The sequence below is a fragment of the Flavobacterium sp. OHVDL-2026-0007 genome (assembly GCF_059882335.1).
Map to the genome: position 1 here is coordinate 663,822 of NZ_CM187612.1, position 22,361 is coordinate 686,182.

Annotated in this window: 20 protein-coding genes; 14 read left to right on the top strand and 6 right to left on the bottom strand. The window is 35.5% G+C overall.

Translation table 11 applies throughout. From position 1 onward, the window contains the following. Positions 1-23: 23 nt before the first annotated feature. Entirely contained in the window at positions 24-599 is a 576-nt protein-coding gene (locus tag AC51AA_RS02685; protein ID WP_500704206.1) for a Crp/Fnr family transcriptional regulator, read from the bottom strand. 409 nt (positions 600-1,008) lie between these two features. Here AC51AA_RS02685 and AC51AA_RS02690 point away from each other — a divergent pair, with 409 nt between their 5' ends. Continuing rightward, on the top strand, positions 1,009-1,968 hold the full coding sequence (locus AC51AA_RS02690; protein WP_500704207.1) for a hypothetical protein: 960 nt from the start codon (positions 1,009-1,011) through the stop codon (positions 1,966-1,968). 337 nt (positions 1,969-2,305) lie between these two features. On the opposite strand, the gene AC51AA_RS02695 is transcribed toward AC51AA_RS02690, so the two are convergent. Next, positions 2,306-3,523: an MFS transporter gene (locus tag AC51AA_RS02695; RefSeq protein ID WP_500704208.1), complete on the bottom strand. Its 1,218-nt coding sequence runs from the start codon at positions 3,521-3,523 to the stop codon at positions 2,306-2,308. Between the two features lie 657 nt (positions 3,524-4,180). Here AC51AA_RS02695 and AC51AA_RS02700 point away from each other — a divergent pair. The 12 genes from AC51AA_RS02700 (at position 4,181) to pckA (ending at position 16,161) form a co-directional block, all read left to right on the top strand. After that, complete coding sequence (locus AC51AA_RS02700) at positions 4,181-5,302, top strand: muconate/chloromuconate family cycloisomerase (protein WP_500704209.1); 1,122 nt, start codon at positions 4,181-4,183, stop codon at positions 5,300-5,302. 11 nt (positions 5,303-5,313) lie between these two features. After that, positions 5,314-5,604, top strand: coding sequence for a muconolactone Delta-isomerase (gene catC / locus AC51AA_RS02705; protein WP_500704210.1), 291 nt, complete (start codon positions 5,314-5,316; stop codon positions 5,602-5,604). Between the two features lie 52 nt (positions 5,605-5,656). Further along, the gene (catA, locus tag AC51AA_RS02710; RefSeq protein WP_500704211.1) at positions 5,657-6,583 is read left to right on the top strand and encodes a catechol 1,2-dioxygenase; all 927 of its coding nucleotides are present in this window, start codon (positions 5,657-5,659) and stop codon (positions 6,581-6,583) included. 164 nt (positions 6,584-6,747) lie between these two features. Continuing rightward, positions 6,748-8,097, top strand: coding sequence for an SRPBCC family protein (locus AC51AA_RS02715; protein WP_500704212.1), 1,350 nt, complete (start codon positions 6,748-6,750; stop codon positions 8,095-8,097). 1 nt (position 8,098) lies between these two features. Beyond that, a complete protein-coding gene (gene benB, locus AC51AA_RS02720; protein ID WP_500704213.1) occupies positions 8,099-8,584 on the top strand; it encodes a benzoate 1,2-dioxygenase small subunit in 486 nt (161 codons plus the stop codon). Positions 8,585-8,596: 12 nt separating this feature from the next. After that, positions 8,597-9,616, top strand: a complete 1,020-nt coding sequence (benC, locus tag AC51AA_RS02725; protein ID WP_500704214.1) for a benzoate 1,2-dioxygenase electron transfer component BenC — start codon at positions 8,597-8,599, stop codon at positions 9,614-9,616. Positions 9,617-9,633: 17 nt separating this feature from the next. Next, positions 9,634-10,422: a benzoate diol dehydrogenase BenD gene (gene benD / locus AC51AA_RS02730; protein ID WP_500704215.1), complete on the top strand. Its 789-nt coding sequence runs from the start codon at positions 9,634-9,636 to the stop codon at positions 10,420-10,422. A 14-nt stretch (positions 10,423-10,436) separates the two neighbouring features. Beyond that, positions 10,437-11,216 (top strand): 3-oxoadipate enol-lactonase, encoded by a 780-nt coding sequence (gene pcaD, locus AC51AA_RS02735; protein ID WP_500704216.1) that lies wholly within the window; start codon positions 10,437-10,439, stop codon positions 11,214-11,216. A 3-nt stretch (positions 11,217-11,219) separates the two neighbouring features. Beyond that, positions 11,220-12,566 (top strand): 3-oxoacid CoA-transferase, encoded by a 1,347-nt coding sequence (locus AC51AA_RS02740; protein WP_500704217.1) that lies wholly within the window; start codon positions 11,220-11,222, stop codon positions 12,564-12,566. Between the two features lie 75 nt (positions 12,567-12,641). Then, positions 12,642-13,850 carry a 3-oxoadipyl-CoA thiolase gene (pcaF, locus tag AC51AA_RS02745; RefSeq protein ID WP_500704218.1) on the top strand — a complete coding sequence of 403 codons (1,209 nt, stop codon included), beginning with the start codon at positions 12,642-12,644 and terminating at the stop codon, positions 13,848-13,850. A 35-nt stretch (positions 13,851-13,885) separates the two neighbouring features. Further along, the gene (locus AC51AA_RS02750; RefSeq protein WP_500704219.1) at positions 13,886-14,425 is read left to right on the top strand and encodes a TetR/AcrR family transcriptional regulator; all 540 of its coding nucleotides are present in this window, start codon (positions 13,886-13,888) and stop codon (positions 14,423-14,425) included. A 95-nt stretch (positions 14,426-14,520) separates the two neighbouring features. Then, on the top strand, positions 14,521-16,161 hold the full coding sequence (pckA, locus tag AC51AA_RS02755; protein WP_500704220.1) for a phosphoenolpyruvate carboxykinase (ATP): 1,641 nt from the start codon (positions 14,521-14,523) through the stop codon (positions 16,159-16,161). A gap of 418 nt (positions 16,162-16,579) precedes the next feature. On the opposite strand, the gene AC51AA_RS02760 is transcribed toward pckA, so the two are convergent. The 4 genes from AC51AA_RS02760 to AC51AA_RS02775 form a co-directional block, all read right to left on the bottom strand. Then, positions 16,580-17,128 carry a hypothetical protein gene (locus AC51AA_RS02760; RefSeq protein WP_500704221.1) on the bottom strand — a complete coding sequence of 183 codons (549 nt, stop codon included), beginning with the start codon at positions 17,126-17,128 and terminating at the stop codon, positions 16,580-16,582. A gap of 459 nt (positions 17,129-17,587) precedes the next feature. After that, positions 17,588-18,583 (bottom strand): HipA domain-containing protein, encoded by a 996-nt coding sequence (locus AC51AA_RS02765; protein WP_500704222.1) that lies wholly within the window; start codon positions 18,581-18,583, stop codon positions 17,588-17,590. Between the two features lie 5 nt (positions 18,584-18,588). Next, positions 18,589-18,909: a HipA N-terminal domain-containing protein gene (locus AC51AA_RS02770; RefSeq protein ID WP_500704223.1), complete on the bottom strand. Its 321-nt coding sequence runs from the start codon at positions 18,907-18,909 to the stop codon at positions 18,589-18,591. Next, a complete protein-coding gene (locus AC51AA_RS02775) occupies positions 18,906-19,124 on the bottom strand; it encodes a helix-turn-helix transcriptional regulator (protein ID WP_500704224.1) in 219 nt (72 codons plus the stop codon). The genes AC51AA_RS02770 and AC51AA_RS02775 overlap by 4 nt, the downstream gene beginning before the upstream one ends. A gap of 1,050 nt (positions 19,125-20,174) precedes the next feature. Here AC51AA_RS02775 and AC51AA_RS02780 point away from each other — a divergent pair. Next, positions 20,175-22,355 carry an HAD-IIB family hydrolase gene (locus AC51AA_RS02780; protein WP_500704225.1) on the top strand — a complete coding sequence of 727 codons (2,181 nt, stop codon included), beginning with the start codon at positions 20,175-20,177 and terminating at the stop codon, positions 22,353-22,355. Positions 22,356-22,361 lie beyond the last annotated feature (6 nt).

Below are 22,361 nucleotides of genomic sequence, written 5' to 3' on the forward strand. Positions count from 1 at the left end.
TACTTTAATCTACTTCACAAATGTTACTTAATGATTTGCTTCCTGATTCTACTCAAGCTTTTAGGGTTCATTCCTAAAAACGAAGCAATGTATTGAAGAGGAACATTGTAGAGGATTTCAGGGTAATTATCTACTAATTTTTGGTAACGTTGTTCTGCTGTTAAGGTTGCTAGATCTTTTGAGCGGTTTTCGTTATAGGTAAGGGATTGTTCAAATACCCAAATACTAAAATCTTTGAAGGCCACACTACTTTGAAGAAGAAAATCCAAGTCTATTTTGGTAATTCTCAAAAGCTCGCATTCCGTAATACATTCTACATTTTCAATAGCTGGTGTCTGGTTGATAAAATTGGAATAGGACGTAAAAAATCCTGGTGGGCAGTTTATATGTGTGGTAATTTCATCACCTAATTTATTGTAATGAAACAGTCGCATAAAACCAGATAGAACAAAGTAAAGATGCTTAGGGATTTTGCCTTGCTCTTCGATAATTCGATTTTTAGGAAATAATACGGGTTCAAAGTACTTTTCGCATAATTCTTTGTCGTGCGTGCTAAGTACAATTTTTTCACTTATCAGGTTCAATAATTGATCGTGCATTTGATAGTATTAGAAGGAATCCTGCTATTTTAGGCTATTGTTTGATTTGTGGCTAATTTATTTACCATAGTGTTAAAATGGTATAATTACATCCTTCCTTATTGGGTTTGTGAGGAAAACGATTTTCTTCAAGCGAAGGTAAGAAATATATTGAGTACACTTAATTCGTTTTTCTGAAAAAGAAAAAGTGTTACTTAAAAATAGAAGTCATTCCCGTTTTTAAAATGAAAGGGTAGTGCTGTTAAAGCGCATAAAAACAGGGGTTTAACGGGTTTATGATCGCTTAAACGAGTTATTTTTTTTTATAGCATTTTGTGTTTTAACTTCGTGCAATATTCCCGCTTCTGCCTATTTAATCTTACTCATATTGTATGGCAATTTTTAATTTATTAATTAAATATTTGACAAAATGAAACGATTAATTTTACTAGCGATTGTACTTTTTTTTACATTTAGTTGCAGCAACGAGCCTGTAAGTGAAAATTCAGAAGTTTCTACATCTTCAACACCTTCAGCATCTAGTGCCAAGCCTTCATCTGCTTCTACAAGTCAATGGGGGGATTATAGTATATCTGTTACTGTTAGTGCAGATGGAACAACTTGGACGTATACTATAACACGTCTTAAAGCAAATGCAAAAGATTTAAGCCATTTTATCATCGACTTAAATAATTGCGGAGATCAAAGCCCGAGTTTTGGAGATATTATTTGGGCAACTGTAAACGGAAGCCCTGCCAATTTAGAAGCCACAGAAGGCTCAGGTACAACCTGTAACCCACAAGCTATAACAAACAATTTTGTTAAATTCAATGATCTTCAGTCCGCAACATCTTGGGTATTGGTTTTAAAATTTGATCGAGGTTATAGTATTGATACGACCACCATTGCGTGGATTAAAGCCGGTACTTCGTGTAATCAAGGAACTATTTCTGGACCTGGATGTCCTATTGAACAATATTGTTCATTTTCACAAGGATATTTCTTTGCCAATGGAGCATTAAATAATGGATCAAGCTTGTTATGGGTAAATGGTCTTACTATTGGTGGAATTACCTATACACAAGCCCAAGGTATGACTGCATGGGATATTGATAAAGGTCAAGGTGGAGATCAGACGATGAATGGTTTCTTCCAGCTTGGAGCAGCACGTTTAAGTGGTGTTGCAAGTCAAGTTGCTACTGAAGCTACAACCATAGATGCTTATTTTGCAGGATTAGATATTTTTACAACGGATGTAACAACAACGGGCAATAATCCTTATACTTATTTTGATTTACCTGACGTATCTAATGGTATTACTAAAAACCAGGTTATTGCAGCCGGTAGTAGCATAGGTTCATTTATTGACGCTAACCATTGTCAAGACTAATTAATTATTTTGTGCCTTGGTGCTTGTAAGGAAATAATTAGGATCTGAAAAATGATGTCACCTATAACTGATCAAGTAGCTTATACAGATATCGTTAGCTATGTTTCTTGCTGAACTAAGACAAGTAAAAACCTCCAAAACGTTAATTTTGGAGGTTTTTAGTTTTAATTCCATAGGTTAAAAGTAAAAAAAACATAAAAAAAGACAAAACGTTGATCGTTTTACCTTTTTAGTAGCGTGATCTTTTTTGTTTTTTCAACCTAGAGGAAAATAGTTCTAGTAGCTACTTTTCAAGATCATGGGATTTATCTTCAGGTGAAACAGAATCTAAATTAGTTTACTTGCTTTTGCTTCCTGTCTCTTTAAGAAATAAGGTAAATAGGATGGCAAAACAGATTCCGATTATCCAAAACCAAACAGATTGCTCGAAGTGACCGATTTTATCGGTTACCTCGGGTAATTTATTACCATAAATTTTAGCAAAAAGCGGCCCAAGTAAAGAGGTTACCCCAAAAGTAATAAAATTCTGTACCCCTGTAGCACTTCCTTTAACGTAGTCCGGATTAGCCTCTTTAATTACCGAGTAAGGGATCATAGCCACTCCTGAAAAGACGCCAAAAAGTAGCAGTGAAATTTTAGGAATGATCAATTGTGGAGCATATAAAATTTGTAATAATATAAGTACCATTGCTATACAGCCAAATAGAATTACAGGTTTTCGTTTGCCAATTTTATCGGTTAACATACCCATCAATGGACAACCAATGACCCATCCTAGTGATGCCATGGCGGCGGTCATAGCGGCTTCATTTACTGTATACCCTAAATCAAGTTTAAAATAAGGAACAGCCCAAGTCATAGCAAAAATGGTGGTAGGGACAAATAATAAGCCAGAAATCAATCCACTTAACCAAGAATCTTTATTGGTAAAGATAATTTTAAAAGGCTCAAAAAAAGAAGTTTGTTTATGATCACTGTTTTCCTCTATGGTGTGTTTTGGCGTAACGATAAGCATAGCAAAGGCAGGAATAATACATAAAACTCCCGAAATAATCCAAAAACTAGAAAAAGACATGCCATTCTCTAACATTGGAGCAACGATAAATTGACCAGCTGAACCACCTAGCATTCCAATACATTGCGTAAATCCGATGGCCGTTGCTAAGTATTTAGATGGAAATCCTTTACTGGCCAAATACACACAACCAGGAAAAGCAAAAGCGCTTCCAGCTCCTTGTAATAAACGGCCCGTCTCACCGACAAAACTAGAGGAAACCACAAATAATAGGCATCCTATTCCTAGTATGAAACAACCTGCAAACATAGAATATCTAGATCCAAATTTATCTAAACAAATTCCAGCTATCAAAGCGCAAATGGCATAGGTATAATAATAGCTACCCACTAAAGAAATAACATCGATTTTTGAAATAGAAAATAATTGAGATAAATCGCTAATCATTAATGAAGGAGCAGATCGGGTGGCGTAATCGATGAAATAAAACACTAATCCCAATATCCAAGACCAGATAAAAAGTTTTTTTGAAGTTTGCATTATTCTGTTTTTTTGATGCGTTACGACGACAATTTCTGAAGAATATTTATTGATATTCACATTAGCGTTGTAATCGATTGCAAAATTACAAATAATTTTGAAGAGAACGAGATTAAAAAGAATGGAATATTCAACATACTTTCCTCAGGTTTTAAATGATCATTGAAGTAGTTCATATTCAAAGATTTTGAGTTATACATTGTATATAGTATGTTGCCAAGTGTTTTCATTTGTTTAAAAATGGTGAAACCCTTCTCAAGCGGTAAAGTTGTATTTATGGTATCTTCTCCCAAAGAATTCACAAACCAATTAGGACGTGAATAGTTTTATTTGACTTTTACTTATTCTATTATGATAAATAGATAATTGTCAATTCTATGAATTTGCTGTTTATCACATTATGACTCATCTTTCTGTAGTAAAGCTTGTTTGTCCTAATTTTTTGGGCATATGTTTTTTTTATATTTAAAGACGTTGTAAACAAATAGTTATGTTTTTTACCTATTTGTTTGATTTGTCTCATTAATAGAGAATTAATCCAATTTTAGACTCTGCTTTTACCTATAAATTTGTGATAATCAAACAGTAAGTGAGTGCTTAGTTTTTTATGAGTGAGTACTTACTTCTGATATAATCAAATAATTTAGATACTAAGAAATGAATAATCCTATTATTGAAAAAATTGAAGCTATTCTGGTTGATTTACCCACAATTCGCCCGCATCATCTCTCGATGACCGTTATGCAAAAACAAACTATGGTGATCATTCGTTTGTTTTGTAGTGATGGCATTGAAGGAATTGGAGAAGCAACGACAATTGGTGGATTGAGTTACGGAGAGGAATCTCCTGAGAGTATGAAACTCAACATCGATAGGTATTTTGCCCCCTTATTAGTTGGTCAGGATGCTACTAATATTCACAAAGCAATGTTTTGGATCGAGAAAAACATCAAAGGCAATCGAATCGCAAAATCAGGAATTGAAACAGCTCTTTTGGATGCACATGGAAAACGATTGGGGGTTTCTGTCGCTACATTATTAGGAGGCGCAATTACCGATACTTTACCCGTTTTATGGACATTGGCTAGCGGGAATACACAACAGGATATTGAAGAAGCCGAACATCTTTTAGCTATTGGAAGACACCATACTTTTAAATTAAAAATTGGATGGCAAGCACCGGAAATTTCAATTGCCCACGTTGCCGCTATCAAAAAAGCAATGGGAGACCGAGCAAAAATAACGGTAGATGTAAATCAGGCTTGGGATGAAAGTACGGCAAAAATAAGTATTGCTAAACTTCAAGAAGCAGGAATTGATTTGATCGAGCAACCTATAGTGAAAGAAAATTTTGAAGGGTTGGCCCGTTTGACCAAAATGTTTACCGTACCTATTATGGCCGATGAAGCTTTGAATGATAGCACAGATGCTTACAAATTGGCCAAAATAAGAGGAGGAGATGTTTTTGCATTAAAAATTGGAAAATCAGGAGGATTACATAATGTATTAAAAGTGGCTGCGATTGCAGAAGCTGCTGATATTGGTTTGTATGGCGGTACTTTATTAGAAGGAACAATTGGTTCTGTGGCGTCGGCACATGCTTTTAGTACTTTGAAAACAATGTCATGGGGAACGGAACTTTTTGGTCCCTTATTATTGACAGATGATATTGTAAAAACTAAAGTAGAATTTTCGAATGCTTCAATGAAGATTCCACAAGGTCCGGGCTTAGGCTTGGAATTAGATTTAGAAAAACTCAACCAATATAAACGTAAATAAAAATTAGCAGCATGTTATTCCACGTAGAAATGACCGTAAAAATTCCACATGATTTAGATGTGAATTTTGTGAATGAATTAAAAGCAGAAGAAAAAGCAATGTCCCAAGATTTACAGCGAAGTGGAAAATGGGTAGACATTTGGAGAATTGTAGGAAAGTATTCGAATATCAGTATTTTTAATGTAGAAACCCCTGCAGAGCTTCATGAGATTCTAAGCAAATTACCCCTTTTTCCTTTTATGGAAATAGAAGTAAAATCATTATGTAAACACTATTCTTCTATTAAAGAAGGAGAATTGTAAAGCAATTATAATCAACCAAAAAGAAACTATAATAAATTAAAAAATCAATATCATGACTAGAGCACAAATAGATGAAGTACTTCAAAAAATTGAAAGTACAGAAAAGATTGAAGGTGGAAGCGATAGAGCAAAAGTGATTGTCAATAGAATACTACGCGATTTGTTTTATACCATCGAAGATTTAGACATCCAAGCAGATGAAGTTTGGACAGCTGTTAATTTCTTAACGCAAGCGGGACAAAATGGGGAATATGGCTTAATTGCAGCTGGTCTGGGATTAGAACATTTTTTAGACTTACGCATGGATGAAGAAGAGGAAAAAGCTGGAATGACAGGAGGAACGCCAAGAACGATTGAGGGACCACTTTATGTTGCAGGCGCTCCAAAATCAAAAGGATTTGCTCGTTTGGACGACGGAACTGAAGTAGAACAAGGAGAAATTCTTTTTATGCAAGGAAAAGTTTTAGATGATAAAAACAATCCAATTCCGAATGCATTAGTAGAAGTTTGGCATGCTAATTTAAAAGGGAATTATTCTTATTTTGATCAATCGCAAAGTGACTTTAATTTACGAGGGACAATTGAAACAGATGAAAACGGAAGTTATCAATTTCGTAGCATCCTTCCTTCCGGCTATGCAGTTCCTCCCGGAGGATCAACGGAATTACTTTTAAGCGCTATTGGCCGCCACGGAAATCGTCCATCTCACATTCATTTCTTTGTTTCAGCGCCAGGCTGTAGAAAATTAACCACACAAATTAACTTTGAAGGAGATCCCTACTTATGGGACGATTTCGCTTTCGCAACTCGTGAGGGTTTGGTTCCTGATCTTACTATAATTTCTGATCCAGAAAAAATCAGAGAAAAAGGCTTAACTAAGTCTTTCTCCTCAATCGATTTCGACTTCACATTACACAGTGAAATTGAAGGTATTCACGATGCAGATGTAGAGCGATTGAGAGCCGAAGCTGTAGCATAATATAAAAATAAGGGGTCTATTGCTATTTTCCGAAATCTTTTTGGACATATAGAATCTTCTTGAGAAGGAGCAAATTGAATCGATTTACTTCACTAGTCTCATGAGGCTTTTATCCGAAAATGACTCCGGAGCGGGTGAGCTATGACTACGAAATAACAAGACTAATGGAAAAATTAAACAAAGAATACGTAGAGAGTCTGCTTCAACACGATGTCGCAAAAGGTTTGTATCGTCATAAAAGAGAATCCTTTACCGATCCAGATTTATTCGAATTGGAAATGAAATACATTTTCGAAAATAATTGGATTTATTTGGCACACGAGAGTCAGATAACTGAATTGAACGATTATTTCACGACATACATTGGCAGACAATCCATCTTTATTTCACGTAATAAAGAAGGCGAATTGAATGCTTTTATCAATGCATGTAGTCATAGAGGAGCACAGCTTTGCCGTTATAAAAAAGGAAATAAATCAACTTATACTTGTCCGTTTCACGGTTGGACTTTTAATAATTCTGGAAAACTATTGAAAGTAAAAGACGGAAAAGATGCCGGATATCCCCAGGGATTTAATACTAATGGCTCTCATGATTTAAAAAAAATTGCGCGATTTGAATCTTATAAAGGATTCTTATTCGGCAGTTTAAATCCAGATTCTTCCTCACTAGAAGAATATCTGGGAGATACCGTAAAGATTATTGATCAAATGGTAGATCAGTCTGAATTTGGATTGGAAGTAGTGAAAGGATCTTCTACATATACCTACGACGCCAACTGGAAATTACAAATGGAAAATGGTGCCGATGGTTACCATGTGAGTTCTGTGCATTGGAATTATGTGGCAACAATGGGCAACCGTAAAGAAGAAGGGGTTCAAGCCGTAGATCCTAACGGATGGTCAAAAAGTGTGGGCGGTGTATATGGTTTTGAAAATGGACATATGCTGCTTTGGACCAAAATGCTAAACCCAGAAGTGCGCCCCTTGTACAGCCAGCTTGAAAGGCTAAATAGTACACTTGGTGAAGAAAAAACAAATTTTATTATCAACGAGACACGTAATCTGGCAATTTATCCAAATGTATATCTAATGGATCAGTTCTCTACTCAAATTCGTGTGCTTCGTCCTATTGCTGTAAATAAAACAGAAGTGACTATTTACTGCTTTGCCCCGAAAAACGAACCTGCGGCTGATCGTGCGTTACGTCTTCGTCAATATGAGGATTTCTTTAACGTAACGGGAATGGGGACACCTGATGACCTGGAAGAATTTAGATCTTGTCAGGAAAGTTATTTATCAAAAGCGATGCCTTGGAACGACGTTAGCCGTGGTGCTGAGCATTGGGTTTATGGTCCGGACGAGCATGCTGATGCCATGGGAATAAAGCCAAAAATAAGCGGAAATAGAAGTGAAGATGAAGGTTTGTTTCTGATGCAACACCATTATTGGGCTGAAGTGATGAAAGAAGCCTTGGATAGCGAGGAATTGATTAACCAAGAAAGCAATTTGTAAAATGACTAATTACGATAAAATACAAGCATTTCTTTATCAAGAGGCCAGACATCTGGATGACAAGCAGTGGGATGAATGGCTGGAGTTATATGATGATAAAGTAGAATTTTGGATGCCGTGCTGGGATGACGAAGATAATTTGACAACAAATCACCAGACCGAGGTTTCCTTGATTTATTATCCAAATCGACACGGTTTAGAGGATCGCATCTTTAGAATAAGAACCGAGCGTTCCAGTGCTACGCTGCCCGATACGAGAACAAATCACATGATTTCGAATATTGAAATTATTGAAGAAAATAATGAAGAAGTTAAAATACGTTTTAACTGGAATACATTGAGTTTTAGATATAATATAGTAGATCAGTTTTTTGGATGTTCTCTCTATACTTTGAAAAAAGTAGGAGATTCATTTTTAATCACAAATAAAAAAGTCATTCTGAAGAACGATTACATTCGACAGATTTTTGACATATATCACATTTAATACATAAAAGTAATGGCGAAAATAGCATTAAACTTTGAGGACGGAGTTACCCGATTTATAGATAGTTTGTCCAATGAAACTTTAGCAGAAACGGCTTATCGTGTAGGGATAAATATTCCATTAGATTGCGCTGACGGCGCTTGTGGTACTTGTAAATGTAAAATGAGATCAGGAAATTTCGATGCGGGAGACTATATCGAGGAAGCTTTATCTGATGAAGAATTTGATGCAGGTTTCGCCCTTGCTTGTCAAGTAAGACCAAAATCTGATCTTGTGGTAGATATTTTGGCGAGTTCTGTTGCTTGTAAAGTTAAATCTACAGCTGTCGGTACAGAAATCACGGAACTAAACCAATTATCTTCGGAAATATACCAATTAAAGTTGCGTGCTACAGATGGCAGCTCCTTTGAATTTCTTCCGGGACAATATGTAAATATTCAGGTTCCGGGAACTTCACAAACCAGATCGTATTCGTACAGTTCACAACCCAATACAGCTACGGGGGAGTTTTTAATCAAACTAGTACCGGGAGGATTGATGAGTACCTATCTAAAAGAAGAGGCAAGTATCGGAGGTGAATTAAATATTATTACGCCATTGGGAAGCTTTTATTTAAGAGATGCTAAACGTGATTTAATTTTTATTGCAGGCGGAACAGGTATTGCCCCTTTTATGGCGATGCTTGAAAAACTAAAAGCCGAAAAGAATACAACGCCAATTCATTTGTTTTACGGAGCAACCACTGGAGAAAACGTAGTAGAGCTGGAGCGTTTAAAAGCATTTAGTGAAATTATGCCCTTACAATTATTCACCTGTACTTCCGACGAGCAGGTAGAAGGCCATGATAAGGGTTTTGTTACACAGTGGATTAACAAAGAGAATTTGGGTAACAAAGCCTATGATATTTATATCTGTGGACCAAATGCCATGGTAGAAGCAGTAAAAACTACGTTGGATAAAGAGTCCATTCAACATGTTAATTTTTACATGGAAAAATTTGTTCCAACAGGCCAAGAAAATGTGCAATTATAATTTTTTAAAAAGAAAATATGCTTCATCCCAATAGATTTTTAGGAAAAGTGGCTCTGGTTACTGGTGCCGCCCAAGGAATAGGAAAAACGGTTGCATTGCAACTTTTAGAAGAAGGGGGTTCGGTTGTATTAATTGATCGTTCGCCAATAGTAAATGAGATCGTCTCACAATTAAGTGAGGAGCAAAGAAATAAAGTACTCCCAGTAGTGGCTGATTTAGAGCAATTTTCAGGATTTCAGTCGGTAGTAGCACAAGCCGTTGTAAAGTTTGGAAGAATAGATATTTTGATTAACAATGTAGGGGGGACCATTTGGATGAAACCTTTTGCTACCTACGAAGAAGATCAAATCGAAAAGGAGATTCGGCGTTCACTATTCCCCACTTTATGGGGCTGTCGTGCAGTTCTGCCGGTAATGTTAGATCAAAAAGGAGGTGTAATCGTGAATGTTTCTTCCGTGGCAACCAGAGGAATTAATCGTGTTCCTTATGCTGCGGCAAAAGGTGGGGTTAATGCACTTACCGCAGCGATGGCATTTGAGTATGCTGAAAAAAACATACGGGTAAATGCTGTTGCGCCAGGAGGAACCGAAGCTCCAGAACGCTTGATTCCACGAAATGAAACGCCAGATTCGGATCAAGAAAAAATATGGAAACAAGAAGTAGCCAATCAAACTACCGAATCGAGTTTAATGAAACGCTACGGAACAATTGAAGAGCAAGTCTCAGCGATACTTTTTTTAGCATCGGATGAAGCTTCTTATATCACAGGAATTACCATTCCGGTTGCGGGTGGTGACTTGGGTTAATAAAAATCAGAAAAATGTCAAAAATAAAAATTGGGAACACCGAACTGAATTATGTCCTTGATGATTTCAAAAAGGAACAAACAGTAGTTTTTTCTAACTCATTAGGAACTGATTTGAGTATGTGGGATAAACAGGTAAAACTACTTGGACAGGAGTTTAATATCCTACGATACGACACTAGAGGTCATGGAGAAAGCGAAAATACGGGAGGGGAGTATTCTATTGAAACGCTCGGCAATGATGTATTGGATTTATTAGATTACCTAAAAATAGACCAGGTAATTTTTTGTGGATTATCAATTGGCGGATTGACGGGACAATGGTTAGGAATTCATGCACCAGAGCGGTTAGAAAAGCTGATTCTTTGTAATACGGCGGTGAAAATTGGAAACAAGGAAGGTTGGAATAGCCGAATAGAAACGGTTCAGGAAAACGGCTTGGAAAGTATTCTTTTAGGGACTAAAGAGCGTTGGTTCACAGCTGATTATGTAGTTTTAAATAAAGAAGAAGTTGATGTCGTTTTATCGAAATTTGTGCAAACCCCATTAGCCGGATATATTGCTTGTTGCGCTGCAGTTCGGGATGCTGATTTTACGGCTGAAGTTTCAGAAATTTCGACACCAACTTTAATTATTTCCGGAACCGAGGATTTGGTTACAACCGTAAAAGATGGTGATTTTTTAATGGAAAAAATCACGAATTCGTTTTTGGCTGTTCTAGAAACGGCTCATATTTCAAACATTGAAAAGGCCGATGATTTTACAGAATTACTTATTGAATTTATTAAAAATTAAACTATGAAACAAGTTCCACAAATAACAACAGAACAAGCCGCGGCATTAGTAAAAGATGGTGATACCTTATTACAAGGTGGTTTTGGGATGACAGGAAATCCAGTCCATTTGATGAATGCTCTATCAAAAACAGCAACTAAAAATATCACTTTTATAGGAAACAACGTAGGGGAAGCAGGAATTGGAGGCGGACGTTTGTTGCGCAATGGACAGTTAAAAAAAATGATTGGTTCTTTTTTTACCAGTAATCCTGAAGCGGTAAAAGCAGCTCAGGACGGAGTTGTGGAATATGAATTAATACCGCAAGGTACTTTGGCCGAAGCTTTAAGAGCAGGGGGAGCAGGTATAGGAGGTTTTTATACGCCAACAGCCGCAGGAACACCAATTGCGAAAGGCAAAGAAATGAAAGTTATTGATGGTGTGGAACAGGTTTTTGTAAAAGGAATCCGTGGAAACGTAGCTTTTATCAGAGCATGGAAAGCGGATACAGCTGGAAATTTAATCTATCGCATGACGGAACAAAATTTCAATCGTGCAATGGCCACAGCAGCTGATTTAGTTATTGCTGAAGTGGAAGAAATAGTACCAGAAGGTAGTTTAGATCCAAATTACATTCACACACCTGGATGTTTTATAGATTACTTGGTTCAGGCTACACTTACTCTAGAGGATTTAGGTTCGTCGGCATCAGTTAGTAAAGGCAAAAAAGTGAGCGAAGATCGTATGAATATGGCCAAACGCGCCTTAGAGGAATTAAAAAAAGGTGATGTAGTTAATTTGGGTATTGGAATTCCAACTTTAGTTGCTGATTTAATTACACCACAACATGGTGTTATTTTACATACTGAAAACGGAATGTTAGGCGTTGGTCCAGAGCCCGTAGATGGAGGAGGAGCAATGCATTATCCGGTTAATGCGGGAAAAATTCCAGTTACGGCATTAGCAGGAAGCAGTTATTTTGACAGTGCAGATTCTTTTGCCATGATTCGTGGAAAACATGTGGATATTGCTGTAATGGGCGGTTTAGAAGTGGATGAGCATGCGAATCTGGCCAATTGGGCTGTGCCGGGACAACCTTTATTAGGCGTTGGCGGAGCGATGGATTTGGCCTCAGGTGCAAAAACACTGATTATCACAATGAATCACAATAACAGAGACGGAAGTTCTAAAATTGTGCCTACTTGTACGTTGCCCTTAACAACATTGGGCTCAGTTGATATGGTGATTACAGAATTGGCTGTTTTTAAATATATTGATGATAAATTAACTTTAATAGAATTAATGCCAGGTGCTACATTAGAAGAAGTTAGAGAAAAAACAGAAGCAAAATTCGTTGAGCAATTATCATGATAACGGCAATGCTTCATTACTGGAGCAAAAAGCAAATCTTCCAATAGAAGAACTATAATTTAAAACCAAGAAAAAATGAGTATAGAAGCCTATATAATTGATGGAATCAGAACTCCCATAGGAAGTTTTGGAGGTACACTTTCAGCTGTGAGAGCGGATGATTTGGCCGCAATTGTCATTCAAGAATTAGTTCATAGAAATCCAAATATTCCAGTTGAGGCCATTGATGATGTCATCTTAGGCTGTCACAATCAGGCAGGAGAAGACAATCGTAATGTGGCGCGTATGGCAGCATTACTGGCAGGATTACCTGTTACAGTTCCAGGTGAAACAGTTAATCGATTATGTGCATCAGGGATGTCTGCCATTATAGGTGCAGCAAGAGCGATTAAAGCCGGAGATGGTGATGTTTTTATTGCAGGCGGTGTAGAACATATGACACGCGGTCCATTAGTGATTTCAAAATCATCAAAACCATATGGAACTGATTCTAAAATGGAAGATTCCAGTTTTGGATGGCGTTTTGTAAATCCTAAAATGAAAGAATTGTATGGGGTAGATCCTATGGGAATTACAGCTGAAAATTTAGTGGATTTGTATAATATTAGTCGTGAAGATCAAGATATTTTCGCTTACAACTCACAGGTAAAAGCAGCTAAAGCCCAAGAGAATGGTATTTTGGCGCAAGAAATTATTCCAGTTAATATCCCTCAACGTAAAGGAGAACCCATTGTTTTTTCTAAAGATGAATTCATTAGAGCCGGTACAACTATAGAAACATTGGGTAAACTAAAACCAGCTTTTAAAACAGACGGAACGGTTACCGCAGGAAATGCTTCGGGATTGAATGACGGTGCTGCGGCTACTTTTATAGCTTCTGAGAAGGCAGTAAAAAAATACAATTTGAAACCATTAGCTCGAATCGTAAGTTCGGCTGTGGTGGGTGTTGAACCACGAATTATGGGAATTGGGCCCGTTACAGCAACACAAAAAGCATTGTCCAAAGCTGGATTAACTTTGAATGATATTGATATTATTGAATTAAATGAAGCCTTTGCAGCGCAGAGTCTTGCATGTACAAGAGCTCTAGGACTAGATGATAATGATTCGAGAATTAATGTCAACGGAGGTGCAATCGCTTTGGGGCATCCATTAGGAGTTTCAGGAGCCAGAATTCTATACAGTGCCGCTTTATCGTTAAAACGTTTGCAAAAACGATATGCTCTGGCAACCATGTGTATTGGCGTGGGACAAGGATACGCGGTAATTATTGAAAGAGTGTAAAACTATAAAAGGCTCGTAATCTAAATAATTTCAAGATGAGCAAAAAGAAAGACATACTTGAGGCCGCTCTAAAGCTGTTTACAGAAAATGGCGCGCGAGCTACTTCTACAAAATCAATTGCTTCTGAAGCAGAAACTTCAGAAGCCTTGATCTTTAAGCATTTTGGAACCAAAGAAAAATTGCTCGAGGAAATTATTAAACAGGGCTATCAAGAGGCAACAAAAATAATTGCCAATTACTTGAATGACCAAAAGGGATTGGAATATATATTAAAAATTGTTGAAGTTCCCCGAGTTTTGGTCGATTCACATCCGGATTTTTGGAAAATGCAACATAAAATCATGGCGTTAAATTTGGTTTCTCAAAGATACCACGACATTTTCATGAGGCCTTGTTCCGAAAAGCTGACAGTAGCTTTTTCGGAATTACACTATAAAAATCCAATTTTGGAAGCCGAATTACTACTGCTTTATATCGATGGAATGTGGAAACGTTTTGCGTCGCAACAATTAGATTCTAAAACTGAAAGGGCCTTAACAGTACTGCTACAACAGAAATATAGAGAGGCGAATTAAGTTTAAAAAACAATAAGATACAGATAGAATAAATTAAGTTTTGTTGTTAGGAACGTTGCTAAGCTGACTAATTATGAAACATAAACTAAATCCCCATGAAGAATAACGATCAAATTACGAAATCAATTTCATTAGAAAAATACGGTATTAAAGGGGTTCACGAAATCATTCATAATCCATCCTACGAACAGTTAGCCCATAGTGAGTTAGACTGTAAATTAAAGGGGTGTGAGAAAGGACAAATTTCTGAACTTGGAGCGATAAATGTGATGACAGGGGATTTTACCGGTAGGTCACCTAAAGACAAATATATTGTCAAAGATCAACTTACTGAAAATACAATTTGGTGGACTTCTGAAAAGGCAAAGAATGACAATAAACCTATTACACAAAATACTTGGAATGCCTTAAAAGAAACAACTATTAAGCAATTATCTGAAAAAAGAATATATGTAGTGGATGCTTTTTGTGGCGCCAATGAAAATTCACGTCTAAAAGTTCGTTTTATTATGGAAGTGGCATGGCAAGCGCATTTTGTGACCAATATGTTTATTCGTCCGACGAAAGCTGAATTGGAAAATTTTGGTGAGCCCGATTTTATTGTCATGAATGCTTCTAAAACAACATTCAAAGATTATGCAAATCATGGATTGAATTCGGAAGTATATGTCGCTTTTAATTTAACGGAGAAAATACAATTAATAGGAGGAACTTGGTATGGAGGGGAAATGAAAAAAGGAATGTTTTCTATGATGAATTACTATTTGCCTTTACAAGGAATCGCCTCAATGCATTGCTCCGCTAACAAGGGAAAAGAAGGTGATGTTGCTGTTTTCTTTGGACTATCAGGTACAGGAAAAACGACATTGTCAACCGATCCGAAACGTGAATTAATTGGAGATGATGAGCATGGCTGGGATAATGAGGGTGTTTTCAATTTTGAAGGCGGGTGTTATGCGAAAACAATTGATTTAAGCAAAGAAAACGAGCCTGATATTTACGCTGCTATCAAACCAAATGCTTTATTGGAAAATGTAAGCTTAGATGCCACAGGTATCATCGATTTTAAAGATGTGTCCGTTACGCAAAACACGAGAGTTTCCTATCCAATTGAGCATATCCAAAATATAGTAAAACCGGTTTCTAAAGCGGGACACGCAAACAAAGTGATCTTTTTAACGGCTGACGCTTTCGGAGTATTGCCAGCAGTAGCAAAATTGACCGCCGAACAAACCAAATATTACTTTCTTTCAGGCTTTACTTCAAAATTAGCAGGAACAGAATTAGGCGTTACCCAACCGGAGCCCACATTTTCAGCTTGCTTCGGAAAAGCATTTTTATCCTTGCATCCAACAAAATATGGAGAAGAGCTAGTAAAGAAAATGAAAGAGCACCATTCAACGGCTTATATGGTAAATACTGGTTGGAATGGAACTGGAAAAAGAATCTCAATAAAAGATACCCGAGCCATTATTGATGCGATCCTCGATGGTTCCATTGAGAAAGCACAAACTAAAGTAATTCCCTTTTTCAATTTAGAAGTGCCAACCTCCTTAGAGTACGTAAACCCTACTATTTTAGATCCTAGAAATACGTATGCTGCTGAATCACAATGGTCTGATAAAGCAATTGATTTAGCGACTCGTTTTATCCAAAACTTTGCGCAATACACTGATAATGAAAAAGGTGCTGGATTGCTAAATGCCGGTCCACAACTTGAAAAAGTAGAAAGTTAGATTTTTTTTGATTACATAACCGCTATTAAAACAAACAGGAAATTAAGTAAAAGCCAAATTCGATAGAATTTGGCTTTTACGCTTATAAAACTCACTTGCTTCTAAAGTTTAGTTAACCAGTATGATGTCTTGCACAAGGTCATTCTTATCTTAAGTAAAGGATAAACTTAGCTCTAAGTTAAGCGATGGGAATAAGCAAGAACTAACAATTATTGTGAATTCAGGTTGCCCCTTCAACAAGCTAACGTTGGGAACGTATTTGGAGATCGGGAAGTGTTAAACGGTATTGTACACTATAATACATTATTCATTTAACATAAAGATAATTCGATAATTAAAGTAGTTAAAATAGAACTTGAATATAAAATAGAAAAGCCTTGACAAAATGCAAGGCTTTCCAATGTATTGCTTGTCGCAATTATTTACCAATTACCCAGCCTAAGGTAAGATTGCCAATAGGTGCAAATTCCGTATTGTATTTATCTATATTTATTCCTGCTCCTAAATGGATTTCAAGATTAAAATTTCCTTTATAAGTACGTTGAAATCCCCAAAGTGGAGCTACTGTAAAAGATGAAGAATAGTCGCCATATTCTTCATTTGTCGAAATTGATTTAAAATTATAATATGCAGATAAAGCCACAAAATTTCCTGAATTGTGAGCGGTTCTTTTTCCTTTAGAAGCTCTTTTTTCAAGATTATAATAATGACGAACCTGCTCATTAATCATAGGGAATAGATATACATTTGATTCATTATAATAACTATTTTTACGGTAACCCGCTCCTAAAGAGGCTTCAGAGTACAAGGTGTTTTTATCTGATAAGCCATGTTCGAAAACGAACCCTGGAAATAAGATGTTAATTTTAAATTGATTTTTGGTAACAGTTGTCGGAGCTTCATCTTGAGCTTGAATAGCATTGGCAAAAAGGACTGATAAAAATAAGAATAGGTATTTTTTTTTCATATTTGGGTTTGAATTAGTTACCTCAAAGATAATATTATAACATTGCAAACAAATGAAAAATATATATTTTCTTACAATAATAAAAGTTTGAATTTTAGCATATATGAGATTTAAATTTGTACTAAACCATTGATTAAAAATAGGTGTAGTCTATTAGGTCTGCGTGAAAAAATCGAACGATAAAAAGTCAAACTTTGAAAGCTTGATAAAGAAGTTTTTTTGGGGATAAAAAACGGGACAACTATATAATAGTTGTCCCGTTAAGTAACTTTACAGGATAATTTATAAACCATTTTATGCAAGATTTAAAAGAAATTGGCTTACTTTCAATTGAATTTGTATAATAAGTTATTGTACTTTAATTCTAAAAGAGGTTTAATATTCTGTTGGGGTTAAAATGTTAAATAATGTTTTAAGAAAAGAGATGTGAGAGAACTTAAAATAACGCATTTAACTTTTTTAAATGCCTAAATCTATAGTTATTTCTTTTAAACGCGTCTGATAAGCCTGCAGGTAATTTCTTTTTGTAGTATCATTAAGGAAAGAAGCTGCAGTTAATTCCGTAATCTTATCTGACTGCGAAAGCATCAAATCAAAAATGCCATTCAAAACGTTATTACTGATTCCCGCTTTTTCCGCTAGAAGGGAAAATTGATGTTTTATTTTTCCCTGTGCCCATTTTTTTGGAAGCAGTCCTTCATCTAAGGCGAAAATTTTATCTTCAATATGAATACGGCTGTTGAGCAGATCATAAGCTGGGCTTAAGCGATAATCTCCCATCGGAGTTTCTAGTATAGAGAAATTTTTATAATGGGCGTCACCATTAGAGAAAAGATAATTAAAAATAAGAATCTTTAAAAGTTTTGGTGCTTCAAGTTTATAAGCTGGTATATATTGGTGCATTAATTCAAAAAGCTCTAAATAATTTCCCAGATATTTATAATGTTCATCATGAGTTTGGGGTGTTCTTCCTGCTAAAGAGGCAAAGTCATCCTGTGCAAGTTTTGTACCGTCTTCTTTTACATCAAATCGTTTGGTAATATAGGCAGGAGATCCGTCATTAAAGAAAATCAATGCATTCTCTGCTGTCTCAATTCCATAGACTTGACGTGCAATTTGCATAGTTAGATGTTCATTTGCAGGCATTTGATCTGAAAATCTGGCGGCATTTGGAATAGGTTTCAGAATATAGGTACCTCGTTCCTGTTCACCAATGAGTCTAAGTTTATTTTTATCAAGTAGGACAGAAAATTTTTCCTGTACTCCAGAGATAGACATTCGCTGACGGTTTTCTTCAAAGAGCTGATTCATTTCCAAACTCGAAGCAGGTGAGCTATATGGTAATATATGTGATACTTTTTTGCCACGAAATACCCTAGTTAAAGCAGTTCTGCTGTATGTGGAAAAACCCTCTGCTAGGGTGCCTGGACAATTTTTTATTTCGGGTAAACTCATTACTTTTATATTTTTATTACTCTCACTGCACCTATACTATCATTTTTTGCGGTTGTCATTAACAGTCCAAAATAATCATTAAGATCAATTTTGTTATATCGGCATACAACTTGTTTATTTGATCCTTCTGGAAGTATATTGTAAAAAAAAGCAAATAAGAAATCTGAATGATATTCTCTTTTATTTTTGGGCAGGGTGAGACTTATTGCAGGTTTATTATTGTCGGCAAACCAAGAATCATCATATTGAAATGTAAAGCTTCCATTATCATGCTGAGTCAATACCCCAGCTTTCTCATCTTTGAACAATATGGCTGCACTTCTCATTTAGCTGTTTTTGTATTTTTAAGTGTTAGACTAATTTCCATTCCTAATACATCTGCAAGTTTTGAGAGAGTTAGAAGAGTGGGGTTGCCTTTTCCACTCTCAAACTGTTTAAGAGTTCTCAGTCCTACACCAGAGAGTTCTGCTAGGGTATCTTGAGTGACTTGAAGCATCTCTCTTCGTTCTTTTATAGCTCGTATAAGTTTAGTAAAGTGCATTGTATTACTCTTTTTTATGTAAAAATAGCACTTTTTTTGAAATCACAATAAAAAGAGCTTTAAATGGCACTATTTAACGTGTTTTTACTTTGGGATCGATGTTTTACTTTAAAAGTGCTATTTACTGCACTATTTTGAAGGTTTTTACAATAACTAATATCTAATTATTGAAGCTTTTGATACTTTTTTCTTTTGAGACTAACTATATATGTTTAATTTTTGCTATTCTACAGGTTTTCATGTTGGTCAAAAAAAAATAGAACCATAATAAATTTAAGCTTTAAAAGATTGATAAATAGTTATTTAGAGTCGATTAATAAATCGTTTTTTGGAAGACTGGAAGAGATTGGCTTACTGCATGTAGGTATTGTCTTTGATTGGCTTTATGAATTTGGTTTGGATGTCCTGTCGGTGATTGAAGGAAAATCTACTTGATTTCGCAGATGATTTTAAAGAAAATTTTATTTAATAATTTATTTAAAGTATAAACAGAGACCGTTAACTTTTTTGGTAAAAAAGCTATCCTCTTCAATATTTGCCAGGGTACGTTTTCTTCCTTAGGTAATTACAAATTTAGTAATCGCAGCAAATGCAAAAAAAAAGAGAGACAGTCCCAATAATGTTTCTGAATATCATCTGAATCAGTATCAGCGTAATGTATCAAGATTTTCTGTGTTCGAGATTGAAAATTATTAAAAAAATATGATAAAAAAAGAAGGAAAGCTCATCTTGGCAAGCACTACCAGATGATTTGGTTTAAAAAGGCACGCGACAGGTATTTTGTTAATTTTAAAGCGTACGATATTGACCTAAATACTCTCTTCAGGCACTTATGGTATCGATACAGATTTCAAATGAAAAGATCAAAACAGTACTCTTTAGAACCATTATAAAATATGAAATCTCGAAGAAACAAGGGGTAAATGATTATTAATAAGCACAGTACTACTAATAATTTTATAGGGAATTAGTAATAATTATGTTATTTTTTGTGAAGACAGGCCAAGTCGGTTTTATTTTTTGTAAATTAAAAATCTAACAAATAATATTATGACGACAAAATTGCGAATTTCACTTATCAATATTCATGGGCTTTTAAAAGCTTCAGGACTTGAGATTGGTCGAGATGCTGATAATGGAGGACAAACTAAATATGTTTATGAACTGGCTGAATTTTTATCACAACATGATGATGTCGAACATGTAGATTTATTTACAAGGCTAATTGACGATAAAAATCTTTCTCCGGAATATGCAGTACCTATTGAAGCAGTTAATAAAAAATTAGACATACGAAGAATTCCTTTTTTAGGGAAAAAATATAAATCAAAAGAAGAATTATGGGAAGGGCTTGATACTTTTGTTAGTGGAGTGGTGCAGCACATTAAAATCCATGATATATTTCCAAACTGGATTCATTCCCATTATGGTGATGCCGGATACGCGGCAAGCGAATTATCTGCAATATTAAATATTCCATTTGCTCATACGGGACATTCTCTGGGTTTTTATAAAAAGAAAAAATTGTTGGAAAGCGGAAGGAGTGAAGAAGAACTTGAAAAGAAATTCAAGTTTAAACAAAGGATAGAGGCTGAGGAAAAAACACTTGAATTGTCTGAATTTATAGTTACTTCAACAGAGCAGGAAATTGAAACTTATAAACCCTATAAAAATTTTGCGTTAGCCAAATATCATGCTATTTCACCGGGAATAGATACCAGTAAATTTGTTCCGTATTATCATATTGAACAAGATTCAAATAAACAGATGAAGGAGGAGCAAAGAAAATATTGGGTTGCCGAAACCATCTCTAAGTTTCTTACTAATCCGCACAAACCTTTTATTCTGGCTCTTTCAAGGCCTGATCGTCATAAAAACCTTCATACACTAATTGAGGTTTATGGTAAAGATAAAGAACTTCAAAGTATTGCCAATTTGGTCATTTTTGCTGGTATTCGTAAAGATATTTCGCAAATGCCTGAGTCTGAAAAAGAGGTCCTAACGGATTTACTATTGTTAATGGACAAATATGATTTGTATGGAAAAATGGCAATTCCGAAAAAACATGATGTAGAAAATGAAGTTTCGATTATTTACCGTTATGCAGCCGAAAAACGAGGCGTATTTGTAAATTTGGCCTTACACGAAAACTTCGGATTAACAGTTATCGAATCTGCAAGTTCTGGATTACCTGTTGTAGTTACTAAAAACGGCGGTCCATCAGAAATTATTCCAACTTGTCAGAATGGAGAATTAGTAAACCCTCAGGATGAAAACGAAATAAAAAAAGCACTTAGGAATATCTTAACCAATGAAAATCAATGGAAATATTATTCGAATAATGGAGCCATTAATATTCAAAAACATTATAGTTGGTTAAGCCATGTCGATCAATATATTGATCTTGTGAATGAAAATTTGTCGTTATCTTCAGGTTCAGGTATCAAAAAGCAACATTATCCTAATATCAATATTGGAAGATTAAAACGAGAGGTTGAAAACCTATTAGTTTCAGATATAGACGGTACACTAATCGAGCCTAAACTGAATAATCCAGGTCTGGCAGAGTTGAATTCACTCCTGACTAATCGCACCGATAAAATGGCTTTTGCTTTAGCATCAGGAAGAAATTTAACGCTGATTAAAAAAGTGATTAAGGAAGAGAAATTGCCAGTGCCGGATTTTATTATCTGTTCGGTAGGAACTGAGATTTATTATACAAACGGTACCGATTATATTTTAGACAAAGGTTGGGCTACATTTTTGTCAGGCCGCTGGAAAAGAGAGGATGTTGAGAATCGTATAAAAGGAATTTCCTGGATGCGATTGCAGGAAGAAGAAGCTCAGAATCCTTTTAAAATTTCATTTTATTATGATCATGAAAAATACAATCATGAGGAATTAATAAATGCTCTGGGTAATGGATGGTATAAAATAAATATTATTCCGAGTCACGGACAGTTTATAGATTTTATTCCCAAACGAGCTTCGAAAGGAAATGCTATTAAATTTTTATGCCGTAAATGGGCCATTCCTTTATCGAGTGTAATTGCAGCAGGAGATTCAGGAAATGATGTCGATATGTTCAGAGGTTCTATTAAAGGAATTATAGTAGGTAACCGAAGTTTAGAATTGGCTAATTATGAAACAACAAAAAGCATTTATGTCGCAAAAGAGCCAGCCTCTTCCGGTATTATAGAAGGATTAAAACATTATAAGATAATTAAATAGATCATA

Coding starts and splice junctions, on each gene's coding strand:
- AC51AA_RS02685 (WP_500704206.1), bottom strand. CDS start 599: ATGCACGATCAATTATTGAACCTGATAAGTGAAAAAATTGTACTTAGC.
- AC51AA_RS02690 (WP_500704207.1), top strand. CDS start 1,009: ATGAAACGATTAATTTTACTAGCGATTGTACTTTTTTTTACATTTAGT.
- AC51AA_RS02695 (WP_500704208.1), bottom strand. CDS start 3,523: ATGCAAACTTCAAAAAAACTTTTTATCTGGTCTTGGATATTGGGATTA.
- AC51AA_RS02700 (WP_500704209.1), top strand. CDS start 4,181: ATGAATAATCCTATTATTGAAAAAATTGAAGCTATTCTGGTTGATTTA.
- catC (WP_500704210.1), top strand. CDS start 5,314: ATGTTATTCCACGTAGAAATGACCGTAAAAATTCCACATGATTTAGAT.
- catA (WP_500704211.1), top strand. CDS start 5,657: ATGACTAGAGCACAAATAGATGAAGTACTTCAAAAAATTGAAAGTACA.
- AC51AA_RS02715 (WP_500704212.1), top strand. CDS start 6,748: ATGGAAAAATTAAACAAAGAATACGTAGAGAGTCTGCTTCAACACGAT.
- benB (WP_500704213.1), top strand. CDS start 8,099: ATGACTAATTACGATAAAATACAAGCATTTCTTTATCAAGAGGCCAGA.
- benC (WP_500704214.1), top strand. CDS start 8,597: ATGGCGAAAATAGCATTAAACTTTGAGGACGGAGTTACCCGATTTATA.
- benD (WP_500704215.1), top strand. CDS start 9,634: ATGCTTCATCCCAATAGATTTTTAGGAAAAGTGGCTCTGGTTACTGGT.
- pcaD (WP_500704216.1), top strand. CDS start 10,437: ATGTCAAAAATAAAAATTGGGAACACCGAACTGAATTATGTCCTTGAT.
- AC51AA_RS02740 (WP_500704217.1), top strand. CDS start 11,220: ATGAAACAAGTTCCACAAATAACAACAGAACAAGCCGCGGCATTAGTA.
- pcaF (WP_500704218.1), top strand. CDS start 12,642: ATGAGTATAGAAGCCTATATAATTGATGGAATCAGAACTCCCATAGGA.
- AC51AA_RS02750 (WP_500704219.1), top strand. CDS start 13,886: ATGAGCAAAAAGAAAGACATACTTGAGGCCGCTCTAAAGCTGTTTACA.
- pckA (WP_500704220.1), top strand. CDS start 14,521: ATGAAGAATAACGATCAAATTACGAAATCAATTTCATTAGAAAAATAC.
- AC51AA_RS02760 (WP_500704221.1), bottom strand. CDS start 17,128: ATGAAAAAAAAATACCTATTCTTATTTTTATCAGTCCTTTTTGCCAAT.
- AC51AA_RS02765 (WP_500704222.1), bottom strand. CDS start 18,583: ATGAGTTTACCCGAAATAAAAAATTGTCCAGGCACCCTAGCAGAGGGT.
- AC51AA_RS02770 (WP_500704223.1), bottom strand. CDS start 18,909: ATGAGAAGTGCAGCCATATTGTTCAAAGATGAGAAAGCTGGGGTATTG.
- AC51AA_RS02775 (WP_500704224.1), bottom strand. CDS start 19,124: ATGCACTTTACTAAACTTATACGAGCTATAAAAGAACGAAGAGAGATG.
- AC51AA_RS02780 (WP_500704225.1), top strand. CDS start 20,175: ATGACGACAAAATTGCGAATTTCACTTATCAATATTCATGGGCTTTTA.